At 60.5% G+C, this 19378-nt stretch carries 14 protein-coding genes; 10 read left to right on the top strand and 4 right to left on the bottom strand.

Annotated elements, in window-relative coordinates:
* Positions 1 to 89 precede the first annotated feature (89 nt).
* From topA to rpmG, 5 genes are all read left to right on the top strand, one after another.
* Positions 90 to 2762, top strand: coding sequence for a type I DNA topoisomerase (topA, locus tag FHT28_RS05420; RefSeq protein ID WP_092576637.1), 2673 nt, complete (start codon positions 90 to 92; stop codon positions 2760 to 2762).
* Positions 2759 to 5137, top strand: a complete 2379-nt coding sequence (gene rnr / locus FHT28_RS05415; RefSeq protein WP_047553151.1) for a ribonuclease R — start codon at positions 2759 to 2761, stop codon at positions 5135 to 5137. The genes topA and rnr overlap by 4 nt, the downstream gene beginning before the upstream one ends.
* A 32-nt stretch (positions 5138 to 5169) precedes the next feature.
* On the top strand, positions 5170 to 5625 hold the full coding sequence (locus FHT28_RS05410; protein WP_037194286.1) for a DUF983 domain-containing protein: 456 nt from the start codon (positions 5170 to 5172) through the stop codon (positions 5623 to 5625).
* A gap of 306 nt (positions 5626 to 5931) precedes the next feature.
* Positions 5932 to 7116 carry an MFS transporter gene (locus FHT28_RS05405; protein ID WP_168595756.1) on the top strand — a complete coding sequence of 395 codons (1185 nt, stop codon included), beginning with the start codon at positions 5932 to 5934 and terminating at the stop codon, positions 7114 to 7116.
* A gap of 96 nt (positions 7117 to 7212) precedes the next feature.
* Positions 7213 to 7380 carry a 50S ribosomal protein L33 gene (gene rpmG / locus FHT28_RS05400; protein ID WP_003547442.1) on the top strand — a complete coding sequence of 56 codons (168 nt, stop codon included), beginning with the start codon at positions 7213 to 7215 and terminating at the stop codon, positions 7378 to 7380.
* An 818-nt stretch (positions 7381 to 8198) separates the two neighbouring features.
* On the opposite strand, the gene FHT28_RS05395 is transcribed toward rpmG, so the two are convergent.
* The gene (locus tag FHT28_RS05395) at positions 8199 to 9572 is read right to left on the bottom strand and encodes a PleD family two-component system response regulator (protein WP_037194283.1); all 1374 of its coding nucleotides are present in this window, start codon (positions 9570 to 9572) and stop codon (positions 8199 to 8201) included.
* Between the two features lie 16 nt (positions 9573 to 9588).
* Positions 9589 to 9960, bottom strand: a complete 372-nt coding sequence (locus FHT28_RS05390) for a response regulator (RefSeq protein WP_028754034.1) — start codon at positions 9958 to 9960, stop codon at positions 9589 to 9591.
* A gap of 131 nt (positions 9961 to 10091) precedes the next feature.
* On the opposite strand from FHT28_RS05390, the gene FHT28_RS05385 reads away from it, so the two are divergent.
* Together FHT28_RS05385 and FHT28_RS05380 are read left to right on the top strand one after the other, a co-directional pair.
* Positions 10092 to 10400 (top strand): DUF3572 domain-containing protein, encoded by a 309-nt coding sequence (locus FHT28_RS05385; protein WP_037194282.1) that lies wholly within the window; start codon positions 10092 to 10094, stop codon positions 10398 to 10400.
* Between the two features lie 2 nt (positions 10401 to 10402).
* Complete coding sequence (locus tag FHT28_RS05380) at positions 10403 to 11050, top strand: hypothetical protein (RefSeq protein ID WP_037194280.1); 648 nt, start codon at positions 10403 to 10405, stop codon at positions 11048 to 11050.
* A gap of 17 nt (positions 11051 to 11067) precedes the next feature.
* Here the strand turns inward: FHT28_RS05380 and FHT28_RS05375 are convergent, their stop codons facing one another.
* Entirely contained in the window at positions 11068 to 11631 is a 564-nt protein-coding gene (locus FHT28_RS05375; protein ID WP_312865266.1) for a GNAT family N-acetyltransferase, read from the bottom strand.
* 98 nt (positions 11632 to 11729) lie between these two features.
* On the opposite strand from FHT28_RS05375, the gene FHT28_RS05370 reads away from it, so the two are divergent.
* The 3 genes from FHT28_RS05370 to FHT28_RS05360 all read left to right on the top strand — a co-directional run bounded on the left by FHT28_RS05370 (position 11730) and on the right by FHT28_RS05360 (position 15719).
* Positions 11730 to 13019, top strand: a complete 1290-nt coding sequence (locus FHT28_RS05370; protein ID WP_168595755.1) for a DNA polymerase IV — start codon at positions 11730 to 11732, stop codon at positions 13017 to 13019.
* A 191-nt stretch (positions 13020 to 13210) separates the two neighbouring features.
* Positions 13211 to 14248 carry a GH25 family lysozyme gene (locus tag FHT28_RS05365; protein WP_168595754.1) on the top strand — a complete coding sequence of 346 codons (1038 nt, stop codon included), beginning with the start codon at positions 13211 to 13213 and terminating at the stop codon, positions 14246 to 14248.
* Positions 14249 to 14447: 199 nt separating this feature from the next.
* Positions 14448 to 15719: a L,D-transpeptidase family protein gene (locus tag FHT28_RS05360; protein ID WP_168595753.1), complete on the top strand. Its 1272-nt coding sequence runs from the start codon at positions 14448 to 14450 to the stop codon at positions 15717 to 15719.
* Here the strand turns inward: FHT28_RS05360 and dnaE are convergent.
* The gene (dnaE, locus tag FHT28_RS05355; protein WP_168595858.1) at positions 15716 to 19213 is read right to left on the bottom strand and encodes a DNA polymerase III subunit alpha; all 3498 of its coding nucleotides are present in this window, start codon (positions 19211 to 19213) and stop codon (positions 15716 to 15718) included. The two genes, FHT28_RS05360 and dnaE, sit on opposite strands and share 4 nt — an antisense overlap.
* Positions 19214 to 19378: the final 165 nt, after the last annotated feature.

Raw genomic sequence — 19378 nt, 5'->3', positions numbered from 1 at the left:
CCTGTCCATGTCGGAGGGCCGGGGAGACGAAAAAACTCGGCTTCTCCCGTGCCTTGTTTCGGCACGACCTCCTATTCAGAGACTTAATGATGAACGTTGTAGTGGTAGAATCGCCTGCCAAGGCTAAGACAATCAACAAATATCTGGGACCCGGATATAAGGTTCTTGCCTCCTTCGGCCATGTGCGTGACCTGCCCGCCAAAGACGGTTCGGTGCTGCCGGACCAGGACTTCGAAATGCTCTGGGAAGTCGATGGCGCTTCGCAAAAGCGCATGAAGGACATCGCTGACGCGGTGAAATCCGCCGACGGCCTGTTTCTAGCGACCGACCCGGATCGCGAAGGCGAAGCGATTTCCTGGCATGTGCTCGACCTGCTCAACAAGAAGCGTGTGATCAACGGCAAGCCCGTGAAGCGCGTCGTCTTCAACGCCATCACCAAGAAGGCCGTGCTCGACGCGATGGCCGACCCGCGCGACATCGACGTGCCGCTGGTCGACGCCTATCTCGCCCGCCGCGCCCTCGATTATCTCGTCGGCTTCAATCTGTCGCCGGTTCTGTGGCGCAAGCTGCCCGGCGCCCGCTCGGCCGGCCGTGTGCAGTCTGTCGCGCTTCGCCTCGTCTGCGACCGTGAATCCGAAATCGAGCGCTTCATTTCGGAAGAATACTGGAACCTTTCGGCCATCCTGAAGACGCCGCGCGGCGACGAATTTGAGGCTCGCCTCGTGTCCGCCGACGGCAAACGCCTGCAGCCGCGCGCGATTGGCAACGGCGAAGAGGCCGGCAAGCTGAAGGCGTTGCTGGAAGGCGCCGCCTATGTCGTCGACAGCGTCGAGGCAAAGCCCGTCAAGCGCAATCCGAGCCCGCCGTTTACCACTTCCACCCTGCAGCAGGCCGCTTCCTCCAAACTCGGCTTCTCCGCTTCGCGCACCATGCAGGTCGCACAGAAGCTCTATGAAGGTGTCGACATCGGCGGTGAGACCGTCGGTCTCATTACCTATATGCGTACGGACGGCGTGCAGATGGCGCCGGAAGCGATCGATGCGGCACGCGCGGCGATCGCCGATCAATTCGGCAACCGCTACCTGCCGGAAAAGGCGCGCTTCTACTCGACCAAGGCGAAGAACGCCCAGGAAGCACACGAAGCGATCCGCCCGACGGATTTCGATCGCACACCGGACCGCGTCCGCAAATTCCTCGATGCCGACCAGCTGAGACTCTATGACCTCGTGTGGAAGCGCGGCATCGCCAGCCAGATGGCCTCCGCCGAGATCGAGCGCACCACCGTCGAGATTCTCGCCGACAATGCCGGCGAGAAGGCCGGCCTGCGCGCCGTCGGCTCCGTGATCCGCTTTGACGGTTTCATTGCCGCCTACACCGACCAGAAGGAAGACGGCGAGCAGAGCGACGATGCCGACGACGAAGATGGCCGTCTGCCCGAGATCAATGCGCGCGAAAACCTCGCCAAGCAGAAGATCAATTCGACGCAGCACTTCACGGAACCGCCGCCGCGCTATTCGGAAGCTTCGCTCATCAAGAAGATGGAAGAGCTCGGCATCGGCCGCCCGTCGACCTATGCGGCGACGCTGGCGACGCTGCGCGACCGTGACTATGTGACGATCGACAAGCGAAAGCTGGTGCCGCAGGCCAAGGGCCGGCTGGTGACCGCCTTCCTCGAAAGCTTCTTCACCAAATACGTCGAATACGACTTCACTGCCGATCTGGAAGAAAAGCTCGATCGCATCTCCGCCGGCGAATTGAACTGGAAGGACGTATTGCGCGATTTCTGGCGCGATTTCTTCGCCCAGATCGAGGACACGAAGGAGCTGCGCGTCACCAATGTGCTCGACGCGCTGAACGAGGCGCTGGCGCCGCTCGTCTTCCCGAAGCGCGAGGATGGCAGCGATCCGCGCATCTGCCAGGTGTGCGGCACGGGCAACCTGTCGCTGAAGCTCGGCAAATACGGCGCCTTCGTCGGCTGCTCGAACTATCCGGAGTGCAACTATACGCGCCAGCTCTCCTCGGAAGGCGGCGCCGAAGCCGAATCCACCGGTCTGAACGAGCCGAAGGCACTCGGCGCGGATCCGGTCACCGGCGAAGAGCTGACGCTGCGTTCCGGTCGCTTCGGACCCTATATCCAGCGCGGCGATGGCAAGGATGCCAAGCGCGCCTCGCTGCCGAAGGGCTGGAAGCCCGAGGATATCGATTACGAGAAGGCGATGGCGTTGATCTCGCTGCCGCGCGATATCGGCAAACATCCTGAAAGCGGCAAGATGATCTCGTCCGGCATCGGCCGTTACGGGCCGTTCCTGCTGCATGACGGCAGCTATGCCAACCTCGAAACCGTCGAGGATGTCTTCACCGTCGGCCTGAACCGCGCCGTGACAGTCCTTGCCGAAAAGCAGAGCAAGGCGGGCGGCGGAGCACGCGGTGGTACGCCGGCTGCATTGAAGGATCTCGGCGCGCATCCGGACGGCGGCGGCTCGATTACCGTTCGTGACGGGAAATACGGCCCCTATGTCAACTGGGGCAAAGTCAACGCTACCCTGCCGAAAGGCACGGACCCGCAGGCGATCACAGTCGAGGAAGCCCTGGCTCTGATCGTTGCAAAGGCCGGCAAGGGCGGCGGCACGACGAAGAGGGCGCCCGCCAAGGCAAAGACTGCGGCCGCCGGCGCAAAAGTGACGAAAACGACCGCCAAGCCGAAAGCAGCTGCAAAGAAGCCTGCGGCCAAGACGGCAGCGAAAAAGAAGAGTGCAGAGTGAGCAGAGAACCACGCGGCAGGATTTCATCGTCGGAACGACGTTCCGGCAAGCCCGGCCGCGCCGGTAAGGCAAGCGGCGACGCCGAGCCGATGATGGCGATCGTTCACGGCACGTTGCCGCCGCGCGAAATCATCCTGCGCTTCATCGCCGAGCATCCGCAGCAGGCTTCGAAGCGCGAACTCGCCAAGGCCTTCGGATTGAAGGGTGAGAGCCGTGTCGAGCTGAAGAATCTCCTGCGCGAGCTCGAAGAAGACGGCATGGTGCAGAAGAGCCGCAAGTCGCTCATCCGCCCCGGCGCTCTGCCGCCGATCGCCGTTCTTGATATCACCACGCGCGACAAGGATGGCGGATTGATCGGCCGCCCCGCTGAGTGGGCCGAGGAAAACGGCGTGGCGCCGGCCGTGATGATCAAGCAATCCTCCTCGCCCGCAGGCCGCAACGGCAAGGGCAAGGCGCCCGTCGCCGGCATGGGCGACCGCATCCTTGCCAAGATCTTCTCGGCGGTGGATCGTGGCGGTCCGGCCTATACCGCGCGCATCATCAAGGTCATCGACAAGCGGAGGGGTGCGTCCATGGGCGTCTTCCGCGAGACGCCAGGTGGCGGCGGCCGGCTGATGCCGATCGAACGGCGCGGCGAGGAAATGGTAATCGATCCGGACTATACCGGCGAAGCCAAGGACGGCGATCTGGTCGAAGTCGAAGTGGCCCGCCTCGGCCGTTTCGGCCTGCCGCGCGCCAAGGTACTGTCGGTCGTCGGCTCCGTCGCCTCGGAAAAGGCGATCTCGATGATCGCCATCCACGCGCACGGCATTCCGCATGTCTTTCCTGCCGCCGTGATCGCGGAGGCCGATGCAGCCAAGCCGGCGACCATGTCGCATCGCGAGGACTGGCGCAGCCTGCCGCTGATCACCATCGATCCGGCCGACGCGAAGGACCACGACGATGCCGTCTACGCCGAAATGGACCCCTCGCCTGACAATCCCGACGGCATTATCGTCACGGTCGCCATTGCCGACGTCTCCTGGTATGTGCGCCCCAATTCCCCGCTTGATCGCGAGGCGCTGAAGCGCGGCAATTCGGTCTATTTCCCCGACCGTGTCGTGCCGATGCTTCCAGAGCGCATTTCCAACGATCTCTGCTCGCTCAAGGAAGGCGTCGATCGCCCTGCCCTCGCCGTCCGGATGATCTTCTCCAGAGAAGGCCGCAAGGCTGGACACACCTTCCATCGCATCATGATGAAGAGTGCCGCCAAGCTTTCCTACCAGCAGGCGCAGGCGGCGATCGACGGCCAAGCCGACGACAAGACCGGGCCGATGCTGGAGCCGATCCTTAGACCTCTCTGGCACGCGTATGAAATCCTGAAGAAGGGCCGCGAGCGGCGCCAGCCGCTCGAACTGGATATGCCGGAGCGCAAGATCCTGCTGAAGCCTGACGGCACGGTCGATCGCGTCGTCGTGCCGCCGCGCCTCGATGCGCACAAGCTCATCGAAGAAATGATGATCCAGGCGAACGTGGCTGCGGCCGAGACGCTGGAGAAGAAGAAGCAGGGACTTATCTTTCGCATCCATGACGGCCCAACGCTCGCCAAGCAGGAAGTGCTGCGCGAATTCCTGGCGACACTCGGCATATCGCTGCCCAAGGGCGGCAATGTCCGGGCCAACAGCTTCAACGGCATTCTGGCGAAAGCTGATGGGACGCCGCATCAGACCATGGTCAACGAGATGGTGCTGCGCTCGCAGAGCCAGGCGATCTACAGCCCTGATAATATTGGGCATTTCGGCCTGAACCTGATGAAATACGCCCATTTCACGTCTCCCATCCGCCGCTATGCGGATCTGATCGTACATCGTGCGCTCGTCGGCTCGCTTGGCCTCGGCGAAGGTGGAATCACGTCGGATGAGGAAGCTGCCCTCGACGATATCGCCGCGGAAATCTCGACATTCGAGCGCCGCGCCATGGCGGCGGAACGCGAGACCGTCGACCGGCTGATCGCCCATCATCTCGCCGGGCGTGTGGGCGCGGAATTCGAGGCGCGCGTCGGCGGCGTCACCAAGTCGGGACTTTTTGTCACCCTGCCGGACTATGGCGCCGACGGTTTCATCCCTATATCTACGCTCGGCACCGATTACTTCATCTATGACGAGGCGCATCAGGCGCTGACAGGCGAGAAGACGGGGCTCGGTTATCGCCTTGGCGACGAGGTGAGCGTGCGGCTGGTGGAGGCCGTGCCGCTTGCGGGCGCGCTGCGGTTCGAAATGCTGAGCGACGGACGGTCGATGCCGACGGCGGTACGCTCTTTCCATAAGGCGACCCGCCGCAATCAAAATCAGGCGCGTAAAGCGCCGGGCACGAGACCACCGCGCGGCCGCCGGTAAGGGACGGTTGCCGCCAGGAAGGAAGAGCATTCATGACGGGCAGCCCATCCGATCCCACCATGCGCTATGGTGGCGCAGACGAAAGCGAGCGCCCGCTCGGGCGATCGATTACCCGTGGCATGCTGAACCGCTGTCCCCGCTGCGGCACCGGCAAACTCTTCGGTGCCTTCCTGAAGCCGGTCGATCGTTGCGCTGTGTGCGACGAGGAGATTTTCCATCAACGCGCCGACGATCTGCCGCCCTATCTGGTGATCCTGGTTCTCGGCCATATCGTCGTCGGCGGCTACATGCTGACGGACATGGCCTTCAATCTGCCGATGTGGGTCCACCTCGCGATCTGGGCACCGATCACGGTGATCGCGGCGCTTGCGATCATACAGCCCATCAAAGGCGGGGTCATCGGCCTGCAATGGGCGCTCCGCATGCATGGCTTCGGTGGCCACGACGACAGCCCGGACGACTGGGATCAGGGAAACAGCCGGTCGTGAAAGCCATATGCCAGCCCAAGTCGCTCGCCCGCACGGCAGGCGGAACTCACCTTGCGCCGTTACGCCCTTTGGTCACGGCCAATATCGATTCGTCGTATATTCGGGATTCAGCGGAGCTGGTTTGCCGGCAACGGCTTGACATGGACAGCGTTTCTTGTCTGAACATGCCGGGCGTCGAAAGGACCATTCCGGGGGATATGATCGATCTCATGAAAGCCGACCCGTTACCTGAATTTGGCCGTGCCGTGCCTTTCTATACCCCACGTGCCGATCGATTCGCCCGCCACGCGCTGCAAGGATCCGTTTATGCTTGAACCGACGAACGGCAAGACCGGCCATGTCGAAGAAATTCACTGGCCCTCGCTCGTCGCAGCTATCGCGTCCGTATCCGCCGTGGGCATAGCCATCGGGTTGGGCCTGCCGCTTCTCAGTATCATTCTGGAAAAGCGCGGCGTCCCCTCAAGCCTCATCGGGGTCAACACCGCGATGATGGGGGTGGCGTCGATGCTCGCCGCGGTCATCACGACAAAACTCGCCCATCGCTTCGGCGTCGTGCAGACGATGATCTGGGCGGTCATGCTCTCCGCGCTGAGCTCGCTGGGCTTCTACTACGCGGAAAACCTGCTTCTGTGGTTTCCGCTGCGTATCCTGTTCCACGGGTCGACGACGACTCTGTTCATCCTGTCGGAATTCTGGATCAATGCGGCTTCGCCGCCTTCCAAGCGCGGTTTCGTGCTCGGCCTCTATTCCACGGTCTTCTCCCTCGGCTTTGCAGCCGGCCCCCTGCTGTTCTCGCTTGTCGGCAGCGAAGGGCTCATGCCCTTCGCCATCGGCGCCTGCATCATACTGGCAGCCGCCATTCCGATCTTCATCGCGCGCAACGAAAGCCCGGATGTCGACGAAAAGCCCGAGTTGCATTTCGTCCGCTACATCTTCCTGGTACCGACGGCGACCGCCGCAGTGTTCGTGTTCGGCGCCGTCACCGTCGGCGGCGGCTCCTTGTTCACCAGCTATGCCACGCGCCTCGGCTTCAACGAATCACAGGCCGCGCTGCTCTTGACCGTGATGGGCGTCGGCAATTTCGTTTTCCAGATCCCCCTGGGGCTGCTTGCCGACCGCATGCGCGACAAGCGGCCACTGCTCTCGATCATGGCCACCATCGGCTTGGTGGGCGCGCTGCTGCTGCCGTCTCTGTCCTCGAACTGGATCATTCTCGCGGTCATTCTGCTCTTCTGGGGCGGCTGCGTCTCCGGCATGTACACGGTCGGCCTCAGCCATCTGGGCACGCGCCTGACCGGAGCGGATCTCGCGGCCGCCAATGCGGCCTTCGTTTTCTGTTATGCCATCGGCATGGTTCTCGGGCCGCCGACGATCGGCACGGCGATGGATTTGGTCAACCCCAGCGGCTTTGCCTGGGCCGTTGCCTTTTTCTTCGGCCTTTATGTCCTGCTTTCGGGGTTACGATTGCTTTTCATGGGCAACAGGGGTTGACTTTTCGGGCGCGATTTGTAGTTTCGCGCCAGAATTCGCCGTGGACCTCCGCACTGGCCGTCCACGGCGTTCATTTTTATTAAAGGCAGGACGACTATGGCCAAGGCTACCACTATCAAGATCAAGCTGCTGTCGACGGCCGACACCGGTTTCTTCTACGTCACGACGAAGAACAGCCGTACGATGACGGACAAGATGACGAAGACGAAGTACGACCCGGTCGCTAAGAAGCACGTCGAGTTCAAGGAAACGAAGATCAAGTAATTTCCCTAAACTTCTGGTTACAAAAGGCGCAACCGAGAGGTTAGCGCCTTTTTGTTTTCAATGACGTTCTCCTGGCGCCGAGCTCGACTGTGCTTCATAAGGCAAGAAGAGCTAAAATATAGATCCCTTGTATTCGTCGACAAAGAAAAAACGCCGCCTTCGAAAAACGAAGAACGGCGTTTTGAGTTGGGGGTCGGCTAACCTGCAAAACGGCACGAGGAACCGCTTATATTGCATGCCAGCCGACCGACCCCACGACCCAGGAGATGCGGCGGACCTGAGCATCATGGGGTATCTCGAACCCATACGGGCTGTCTGTGTACGAGACTAAATTTGCGCGAAATCGAAAGAAAATCAACAAATTCTTAATGATAAAAAATTGTTCTCTGGTTGGATGGTTAAAATTCCCGATTTCTTCTGAATGAATCTTCTGCGAAATTCACAATTCAAAAGCGAACACATCTGAAGAGGGAAGAGATAGCATTCGCAGATGCAACAAATTCCGAATACAGATATTTAAGAACATTTGAACACGTTAATTATCCTCGATTAATCCACAGTTTTTCTGCATTTTTTTCTAACTAAAACCACAGACTAAACGTGAACATATCGAATAGTAATTATAAAATCTCTAAAATAATCTATAAACTCAAGTATCTAGCCAAATAAAAAATGAAAACGCCGAAATTATCCTTTGAGAAAATCCCGACGACATACCGCAGCGATGCAAAGATTACAAAATCTTAATCATTGTTCAAAACTTGCGAATGCCCCTCAATATTCATGGGATGGCCTTATTCCGACTGATCTGTTCTAGATCAGGCCGCTGAAGCAACAACCCGATTGCGCCCTGCCCTTTTCGCTTCATAAAGCGCAAGATCGGCCTGCTTCATCAATTGCTCCGGCGTTTCTACTGTTTCCAAACGGCACGAGATCCCGAAGGAGGCCGTAATGTTAAGAGCAACGCCGCCTTCGCGCAGTTTGACGGGCATATTTTCTACCGACGCGCGCAATCGCTCCGCGACGGCAGCGGCCACTTCGGCAGGCGTATCGGGCATGACGACGACGAATTCCTCGCCGCCATAGCGGCAAGCCAGATCGGCACCGCGCACGGTGGACCGGATGCGGGCGGCGAACTCCTTGAGCACTTCGTCGCCGGCGTCATGACCATGGGTGTCATTGACGTGCTTGAACCGGTCGATATCGGTGATCAGAACAGAGAGCGGCCGTCCGCGCGCCAAGGAGCGGTCGAAAAGGATCTTCAGATGATTGTCGAGATAGCGCCTGTTGTTCAGGCCGGTGAGCGCATCGGTGACGGCAAGCTCGATGGTGTGCTGTACACTGGCCCGCAGACGGTCGTTGTAGCGCTTGCGGCGTATCTGCGTCAGGCAACGGGCCACCAATTCGTTCGGATCGATGGGTCGGACGATGTAATCGTTGACACCCAGATCGAGCGCACGGACGATCATCTCGTCCGCGCCCTGCTCGGTCACCAGCAAGACAGGCAGGAAGCGCGTACGCTCCAGCGAGCGAAGCTGCGAGCAAAGCCGCAGCGGATCATAGTCGTCGAAATTCGAATTCACGATGACGAGCTCGAACGGCCGTTCCGCTGCCTCGAATAGGGCGGCCTGCGGATCGGACATCGCCATGACCTGGGCAATCGGCTTGAGCGCACGGATGATGCGCTCCTGCGAGTTGGCGCGGCCGTCGACCAGAAGCACATGGCCGGTTTCGTCAGCGCGGCCATCGCCGACCCGCAGCAGGTCTTCGATACCGAAATTGCGGGCGGTCTCGTTGCGCATACGCAGCTCGTCGCTGAGCGTCTTCAAACGAAGCAGGCTCTTGACGCGCGAAATGAGCTGCAGGTCGTTGACCGGCTTGGTCAGGAAATCGTCGGCTCCGGCTTTCAGGCCACGCACGCGATCGGCGGGCTGATCCAGCGCCGTGACCATGATCACGGGGATATGCGCGGTGCGCGGATCGGACTTCAGGCGCTCGCACACTTCGAACCCGTCCATGCCCGGCATCATGATATCGAGAAGGATGAGATCGACCTGGGCGCCCGCGCAGATGGCAAGAGCTCTCGCTCCATCCTCCGCCGTCAGCACCTCGAAATACTCGGCCAGCAGCCGCGCCTCGAGAAGCTTCACATTCGCTGGAATATCGTCAACCACCAGGATGCGCGCGGTCATCAGCTTTTCCCCACGCTCAGGCGTCGCCCAAATAAGTCTTGATGGTTTCAATAAATTTCGGGACGGAAATCGGCTTCGAGACGTAGGCTTCGCATCCGCCCTGGCGAATGCGCTCTTCGTCGCCCTTCATGGCAAAGGCCGTGACCGCGATCACCGGAATGACGTGCAGATCATCGTCCTCCTTCAGCCACTTGGTCACTTCCAGCCCGGAAACTTCCGGAAGCTGGATATCCATGAGGATCAGGTCCGGGCGATGTTTGCGAGCGAGATCAAGCGCTTCCATGCCGTTTCGGGTCTGGATCGTGGTGTAGCCGGACGCCTCGATCAGATCGCGAAAGAGCTTCATATTCAGCTCATTGTCTTCTACAATCATCACTTGCTTAGGCATGGAAAGCTGTCCCTGCATCCGGTATTGCATCTATTCTCTCAAAATATAGGGTCGTGAGAAATCGATTCCAGAAATACTTGAATCGGATACTACCGGCATTTGGTTGAAAAATAGGTAACTCACCCGTCGAAATGCAAAGTAACTTCAAGAACCCGAAGAACAGCGCGGCAGAGCCGCAAGAGACAGCGATTGCCGTGCTCGGCTGGCTGGCCAACGAACCGGATATGTTCAGCCGCTTCCTGGCGCTCACCGGCGTCGAGCCGGCGCAGGTGCGCAACGCCATCAACGAGCCGGCCTTTCTTGCGGGCATGCTCGACTTTCTGATGAACCACGAGCCGACATTGCTGGCTTTCTGCGAGGCCAGCGGCATTCCGCCGGAAACCGTCGCGGCCGCGTCGGCACATTTCTCGCCGCCCGGCCTTGCCTCCGGAGAATATTGACCATGGATGCCCCGCTCCAATTCGACACATCGCATATCCGCCTCAAGGACCGGCCGTTGATCGTCTGCGATGTCGATGATGTCGTTTTGCATTTCTTTGCGCCTTTCCTGCTCTTCATCGATGCTGAAGGCCATGAATTCCTGCCGCGTTCCTTCAGGCTTACGGGCAACATCATCTCCAAGGCCGATGGAGCGGTGCTGGAAGAAAAGGACGTTCATAGGTTGATCGAAGCGTTCTTCGAGGCGCAGGAGCAATGGCAGACGCCGCTTGATCGCGTCACCGATACCCTCGGCGATTTTTCGAAAGACGCCGACATCGTTTTTCTCACGGCCATGCCGCCGCAATTCTGGGCTCAGCGACGCCGGCTTCTCGACAGGCTCGGCCTCGCCTATCCGCTGCTCGCATCGCTGCAGCCGAAAGGGCCGATCGTGCGGTCGCTGCATGGAAGGCGCACGCTGCCGGTCGCCTTCGTCGACGACATGGCGCACAATCTGCATTCGGTCGGCGAGCATGTTCCGGATTGCCTCCTGATCAACCTGAAGCCGGATTCCATCGTCCATCGCATGGCGCCCGCCGCTGCGGCGGGCATCCTCGCGGCAAACGAATGGAGCCAGGCAGCACCGCTGATCCAGGCCCATATCGTCCGCTGAGACCGCCGGCCCCACCATCAGAGAACAAGGCGCATCAGAGGCCGCCCATCCTTGCGCTTCGCGATCTCGGAAAATCCGGCCGTCTCGAATATGCGCTGCGAGCCGACATAGAGGCCGACCGACTTCGATTGCTTCGTGCGTTCGATGGGACAGCCCTCGAGCAGGCGCGCGCCTGAAGCCTTGGCGAAATTCACCGCCTCCGACAGCATGCGATGGCTGTATCCTTTGCCGCGATCATGTGAATTCATGAAGAAGCAGCTCACAGCCCAGACCGAGCGATCCTCGGCATCGGCTGGATCGAGCGGCCGTGACACCGTTTTTGGAGAATTCCATTGCGGCAACTCCGAGCGCGGACCCACCTGCACCCAGGCAACCGGGCGCTCGCCGACATAGCCGAGAAGACCCGGCGGCGGTCCGGCCGCAACGCGCTCCTCAATGAACCGCTTCTTCGCCGCCCCGTCCATCGTCTTGCGCTGTGACGTCGGAATGCGAAAATGGGTGCACCAGCAGCCATAGCAGGCGCCGCTCGGCCCGAAGAGTGTCTCGAAATCGTCCCAGCGATCCGGCGTCAATGGTCGCACACTTAAATCCTGCACCCCTTCCCCCTACGCTGTTTTCCACCTTGAGACTCGCAAGCTTAGAACATAAGGTAGCGATGTTCAATTTTTGTTCTCGCTTGATGACCCCTGCGCCCGATAAGATTTCCGGTTTCTGTCGCGATTGCTTGAGCGAGCAATCGGCCGTGCGGACGCGCTGCCGGGCCTGCGGCAGTCCTCGCCTCGTCTATCACCGCGAACTCTATGCGCTGACCCTGGCGCACATCGATTGCGACGCCTTCTATGCATCGATCGAGAAGCGCGACAATCCGGAACTCGCCGACAAGCCGGTCATTATCGGCGGCGGCAAGCGTGGCGTCGTCTCCACTGCCTGCTACATCGCCCGCATTCATGGCGTGCGGTCTGCCATGCCGATGTTCAAAGCCTTGGAGGCGTGTCCTCAGGCCGTCGTCATCCGCCCGAACATGGAGAAATATGTTCGCGTCGGCCGCGAGGTTCGCACGCTGATGCAGGAACTGACGCCGTTGGTGCAGCCGCTTTCGATCGACGAGGCCTTTCTGGAACTCGATGGCACGCAGCGGCTTCACCACGATCCGCCGGCCCGCATCCTGGCGAAATTCGCCCGGCGCGTGGAGCAGGAAATCGGTATCACCATCTCGGTCGGCCTCTCCTACTGCAAGTTCCTCGCCAAGGTCGCCTCCGACCTGCAGAAGCCGCGCGGCTTTTCCGTCATCGGCCAGGAAGAGGCACTCTCATTTCTGGAGCCGCGCCCGGTAACGACGATATGGGGTGTGGGCAAAGCCTTTGCCGCAACGCTGGAAAGCGACGGCATCCGCACCATAGGCCAGCTGCAGACCATGAAGGAAGGCGATCTCATGCGCCGCTACGGGGTCATCGGCCAGCGGCTTTCCCGCCTGTCGCGCGGCATCGACGACCGCACGGTGCATCCGAACGAAGCGGCAAAGAGCGTATCGTCGGAAACGACCTTCTTCGAGGACATCTCCCGTCATGACGATCTGGTGCCGATCCTGCGCGACCTTTCAGAGAAGGTCTCGCGCCGGCTGAAGCGCAGCGACATTGCCGGCCAGACCGTGGTGCTGAAGCTGAAAACTGCCGACTTCAAGGGCCGGACCCGCAATCGCCGCCTGGAGGATCCGACGCAGCTTGCCGATCGAATTTTCCGCACCGGCCTGCGCCTGCTTGAAGCCGAGACCGATGGCACGAAGTTCCGCCTCATCGGCATAGGCGTCACCGATCTTTGCGATGCGGCCCGCGCCGATCCACCCGATCTGATCGACGAACAGGCAACACGCCGTGCCGCGGCCGAGGCGGCGATGGACAAGCTCAGAGAAAAGTTCGGCAACAAGACGGTCGAGACAGGTTACACTTTTGGCGGTAAACGCGAGAGATAACAAAGCCTTACGATATAGTCACCATGCAGTGACACTCTTGCGCACCGGCGGATGACCGCGCTCCCCGCGCGAATCTTCGCGTTAGAAAGATCTGATTCAATCTTTTTTGGTAAATTTCTATTAGCACTTAGTCTCTGTGATTTCCGAACGGCGCGGATCCGCCGTCGATTGTGTTTTGCGTACGGGTTCCTATGCGTCTATCGGCTGTATCGACCATCCTTCTTGCCTCCCTTACGATCTCGGGCTGCGCCGCCAGAGGCGAGCGCGAAGCCGCGCAGACCAGCGCGCCTTCGAAAGAAATGACCAGCTCGATCGCAAAGAGCCAAACTCCTACGCCGTCGGTCGAAATCGGCGAGACGGTCTCGCGGGTTGAGCGGCAGCAAGCGCTGGTGACCTCGCTGCCGGCGGATCCTCGGCCGGAGGCGTTCCTGCCGTCAAACCAGGGTGGAGATGAGGTTCCGCTGCCGCTGCAACGGCCGCTCGCCATGATTTCGCCGGCAAACCCGATGCCCCGCGCCATGCGGCAGCAGCCGATGCAGATCTATTCCCATCAGTTCCGCGATGCCAAGCCGATCAACTTCGGCACAACGTCGCCAAGGAAACTGGCCGTGCATGGCGTCGACGTCTCGCGCTGGCAGGGCGAGATCGACTGGGAAACGTTGCGCACCCAGGGTGCCAATTTCGTCTACATCAAAGCGACCGATGGTGGCGACCACCTCGATCCGATGTTCAAGAAGAACTGGCGTGCCGCTCAACAAGCTGGCTTGAAGCACGGTGCCTACCACTTCTTCTATTGGTGCCGTACCGCCGGCGAGCAGGCCGACTGGTTCATCCGCAACGTTCCGAGAGAAGCAGGAGCCCTGCCGCCGGTGATCGACGTGGAATGGAACGGCGAATCGAGCTGCAAGCGGCGGCCGTCGCGCGAACAAGTCCTGGCGAAGATGCAGGTCTTCATGGACAAGCTGGAAAAACACTACGGCCAGCGCCCGATCGTCTATACGGCTCCGGATTTCTATCGCGACAACCTGCGCGGCGAATTGCTCAACTATCCCTTCTGGCTGCGCTCCGTCGCTGCCCATCCCTCCAAGGTCTATCCCGGTCGCAACTGGCTGTTCTGGCAATACTCCGGCTCCGGCGTCTCGCATGGCGTCGACGGCAGGATCGACCTCAACGCTTTCCACGGCAGCGCGGAGGAATGGCATAACTGGGTGGCGTCCAGCGTGCGCTGACGCTTCCACTCTCTGCCAACCGATTGCCGCCGAAGCAGGGCCGATTGCCCCGCTTCGGCGCTACGGCAGATGATCAACATAACAAGGAAGCATCTGGTTTTCGGCGAACCGATAAAGCGCTTCTTTTCAGCAAGTCTTCCTTAAACTTAGACGTCTAACCTTAGCCGATACGAGTATTGCGTTTTTGGTTTGTGTGTCTATGAAGCCGTTTTTGTTGCTTGGGCTTGGGCTGCTCTCAGCCACTGCCCTTTCCCATCCTTCCTTTGCCGCGTCGGATGCGCGCACCCTGCAGATCGTCGTGTCGAAGGACAGGCAATCGCTTGCCGTCTATGACGGTGACCAGGTCGTGGCGACATCGAAGGTTTCGACCGGCAAGCCTGGCCATACGACACCGAGCGGTATCTTCTCCATCCTGGAGAAGAAGGTCTACCACGAGTCCAATCTCTATTCGGCCGCGCCCATGCCCTACATGCAAAGGCTGACCTGGTCCGGCATTGCGCTGCACGAATCCAACTCGGTTCCGAACTATCCGGCCTCTCACGGCTGCGTGCGCATGCCCAAGGCCTTTGCCAAGATGCTCTACCAGATGACCGAGCGCGGGGTGCATGTCGTCATCGCCGACCGGCCGCTGGTGCCGCAGCCTTTCGAAAGTAGCATGCTGTTCCAGCCGCAAGCTGCTCCGCCTCCGGCTCTGTTCTCAGGCATCGAATTGCGTCCCATGACGGCAAGCTTCCTGCCGCAGGCACAGCCGCTGCAGGTCGCCACGAACGACGTCACCTCGATCCAGATCCCGGCGGCGCAAGCAAGTCTCGCTCCGTCCGTCGATCAGTCGCCACTCAGCATTCTGATCACCCGGCGCGGATTGCGCGAGAATGTTCGCGATCTTCAGGGCCTGTTGAACGGCATGGGCTTTGCGGCCGGTACGCCGGACGGCATGCTCGGGCCGGCGACCGTGCAGGCGATCGAAGACTTCAGAAAGGCACATGACATCAAGACGACGGGCGGACTTGTCAGTCCGGCACTCATGAAGGCTGTCTATGCCGCAGCCGGCAAGGGCGAGCCGCCGAACGGCGCGATCATGATTCGCCAGAGCTTCAAGCCGCTCCTTGAGGCGCCCGCCATCATCGCCGAGCCGCAAGAGGCGCTCGGCGTGCATTTCTTCACCGCCAATACGATCGACCGCATCAGCGGCAAGGCCGACTGGTTTGGCATGACCCTTGACGACGATCTTACCAGGGAGGCGAAGAAGCGGCTCGGCATCACCAGCGAGGCGCAGGCACAATCGCTCGATGCCGCCGGACAGGCGCTTGGCCGTATCAGCATTCCCGACGAGGTGCGCCACCGCATCGAGGACCTGCTGACACCGGGTTCGTCGCTGACGATTTCCGATACCGGCGTCGGCCCGGAAACCGGCAACGAGACCGATTTCATCACCATCACCAATGGCGGCGCGCTCGGCAAAAGAGGCTAGACCAGTTCGACATCGATGACGCCGGGCGCCGTTCTCAATGCGGCGGCGATTTCCGGCGTGATGCGGTATTTTTCCGGCAACGCCACCTCGACCTCGCGCATGCCCTCCTCCTTGATGACGATGAAGGAGACGAGACCATCGCCCTTGGTGTTGAGATGGGCGGCAACCGCTTTCAGCGGCCCGGAATCGCGGACATAGACGCGCAGCGCCTTCTGCATCTGCAGCGACTTTTCTTCCAGCGACTGCGCCGTCTGCAGACGCAGGCTGATGCCTTCCGGGCGCTCGTCCGCCTGGGCGGTGATGACGAAGGATTTGCCGACTTCAAGCACGTCGCGATATTGATTGAGCGCTTCCGAGAAGAGCACGGCTTCGAACTGGCCTGACGCATCCGAGAAGACGAAGATGCCCATTTTATTGCCGGTGCGCGTCTTGCGTTCCTGCTTCGAGATCACCGTGCCGGCGAGGCGACCGTTACTCGCCCCCTGCTTCACCGCAGCGGAAAAATCGGCGAAGTTCTGCACGCGCATCTTGTCAAGCACGCTCTTGTAGGTATCGAGCGGATGGGCGGTCAGATAGAAGCCGAGCACCTGGAATTCGCGCAGCAGGCGCTCCGAGGCAAGCCACGGCGTATAAGGCGGCAATGCGATCTTCTCAGGCCCGGACGCAGCGCTTCCGAACATGTCGTGCTGACCGCTGCGCTTGTTTTCCTGCGCCACTTGCGCATAACCCATGATCCGATCGATCCCGCCGATCAGCTGCGCGCGGTCGAGCTCGAAACAATCGAAGGCGCCGGCGGAAATCAGGCTTTCCAAAACGCGACGGTTGATCTGCTTCGGATCGATGCGCAGGCAGAAATCCTCGATGCTGGCAAATGGCTGATCGCCGCGCACCTCGACAATGTGCTGCACGGCGGATTCGCCGACACCCTTGATGGCGGCCAGCGCATAATAAATCCGGTTTTCGCCGGTCTCGAAATGGCGGAAGGAGGTCTGGACCGAGGGCGCGATGACCTCGATGCCCAGGCGCTTGGCATCCTGACGAAAGTCGTTGACCTTGTCGGTGTTGGCCATATCCAGCGTCATCGACGCCGCCAGGAACTCCACCGGATAATGCGCCTTCATATAGGCAGTCTGATAGGAGACGATGGCGTAGGCGGCGGCGTGGGACTTGTTAAAGCCGTAATTGGCGAACTTGGCCAAGAGATCGAAGATGACGTCGGCCTGCCCCTTCGACACTTCGTTCTTGACGGCGCCATCGACGAAGCGCTCGCGCTGCTGGTCCATCTCCGCCTTGATCTTCTTACCCATGGCGCGGCGCAGAAGATCCGCCTCGCCGAGCGAATAGCCCGACAGCACCTGGGCGACCTGCATCACCTGTTCCTGGTAGACGATGACGCCCTGAGTCTCCTTCAGAAGATAGTCGATCTTCGGATGGATCGATTCGATCTCTTCCTCACCGTGCTTGCGGGCATTGTAGACCGGGATATTCTCCATCGGGCCGGGGCGATAGAGCGCCACCAGCGCGATAATGTCCTCGATGCAGTCCGGGCGCATGCCGATGAGAGCCTTGCGCATGCCCGCACTTTCCACCTGGAACACGCCGACCGTTTCGCCACGCGAGAGCATATCGTAGGTCGGCTTATCCTCGAGTGGGATGCTGGCAAGATCGATCGCGATGCCGCGCTTGGCGACGAAATCGACGGCTGTCTTCAGGACAGTCAGCGTCTTCAAGCCGAGGAAGTCGAACTTCACCAGGCCGGCCTGCTCGACCCATTTCATATTGAATTGGGTGACTGGCATGTCGGAGCGCGGATCGCGATACATCGGCACCAGCTTGGAGAGCGGCCGGTCGCCGATGACGATGCCGGCGGCATGTGTCGAGGCGTGACGGTAAAGACCTTCGATCTTCTGGGCGATATCGAGCAGGCGGGCGACGACCGGCTCCTTGTCAGCCTCCTCCTGCAGGCGCGGCTCTTCCTCGATCGCCTTGCTGAGCGGCGTCGGATTGGCAGGATTGTTCGGCACCAGTTTGCAGATCTTGTCGACCTGGCCGTAGGGCATCTCCAGCACGCGGCCGACGTCGCGAAGGGCGGCGCGCGCCTGCAGCGAACCGAAGGTGATGATCTGCGCCACCTGCTCGCGGCCATACTTGGCCTGCACGTAGCGGATCACCTCTTCGCGCCGATCCTGGCAGAAGTCGATATCGAAGTCCGGCATCGAGACGCGTGATGGATTGAGGAAGCGCTCGAACAGCAGCGAGAAACGCAGCGGATCGACGTCGGTGATCGTCAGCGCATAGGCGACCAGCGAGCCCGCGCCAGAACCGCGGCCCGGCCCGACGGGAATATCATGCCGCTTGGCCCATTTGATGAAATCGGCAACGATCAGGAAGTAGCCGGGGAATTTCATGCCCTCGATAACGCCGAGTTCGAATTCCAGCCGCTCCCGATAGTCCTTTTCCACATAGCCCGGCGCCATGCCGAGCGAAGCGAGACGCTGATCAAGACCCTCGACCGCCTGAGCGCGCAACTCCGCCGATTCGGCGCGATCAGCCTCTTCCTCATCGTCGGCGGCGCCGGTGAAGCGTGGCAGGATCGGCTTGCGCGTTTGCAGAACGAAGGAGCAGCGCCGAGCAATCTCGACGGTATTCTCCAGCGCCTCTGGCAGATTGGAGAACAGCTTCGCCATATCGGCACGGCTCTTCAGATAGTGATCAGGCGTCAGGCGGAAACGCGTATCGTCCGAGACGATGGCATTGTGAGCGACCGCCATAAGGGCGTCGTGGGCATCGTAATCGTCGCGGGTGGGGAAAAAAGCCTCGTTGGTGGCAACCAGCGGAAGCGCATGCTCATAGGCAAGTGCGAGCATCTTTTGTTCGTGACGGCGATCATAGGTGCCGTGGCGCTGCAGTTCGACATAGAGCCTGTCGCCGAACAGCCGCTTCAGCGTCAGCAGCCGGGATAGCGCCTGTGGCGCATGCCCCTCTTTCAGCGCTATATCGACCGGCCCGCCGAGCGAGCCGGTAAGCGCGATCATGCCCTCGGTGCCGATCTCCTCCAGCCACGAGGCGGTGATGTGAACGGCATGGTTGCCTTCGCCCCCGAGGTAGGCACGGCTGATCAGATCGACAAGACGCTCATAGCCCCGCTCCGTGGCGGCGAGCAGGACGATGGAGGGCAGCTTGGCAAGGGCCTGTTGCGGCCCGCGCTTTTCGCCTTCGCCACCATCCTCCATGTCGATCGATACCTGGCAGCCGATGATCGGCTGCAGCCCCTCCTCCATCGCCTTCTGGGAAAACTCCAGGGCGACGAAGAGATTGTTGGTATCGGTGATGGCAATAGCCGGCTGATTGTCGCCGGTGGCCTTGGCCAGTATCTTCTTGAGCGGCAGCGCTCCCTCAAGCAGGGAATAGGCGGAATGAACCCGGAGATGCACGAATTCCGGCGCCTCGCCAACTGGCGCAATCGCTGCACCGCTGCCACCCTTATCCGCCATCTCATACCCTTCCGCATGCCTGAATGAATCACCGCCATTCTCGGCATTGCGGACGACAAAGTCCATGAGTTGCTCCCATCAAACTCGGGGGCAACGTGCTCGTACGGGAATAAAATTCACATCGCCATCATGATGAGGGAAAAGCTGGCGACGAACATCACGATG

Origin of the sequence: Rhizobium sp. SG570, assembly GCF_012275345.1 — a bacterium.
In the GTDB taxonomy this organism is placed as follows: Bacteria; Pseudomonadota; Alphaproteobacteria; order Rhizobiales; family Rhizobiaceae; genus Rhizobium; species Rhizobium lusitanum.
The sequence above is the reverse complement of the archived record's forward strand: the minus strand, read 5'-3'. Positions and strand labels throughout refer to the sequence as shown.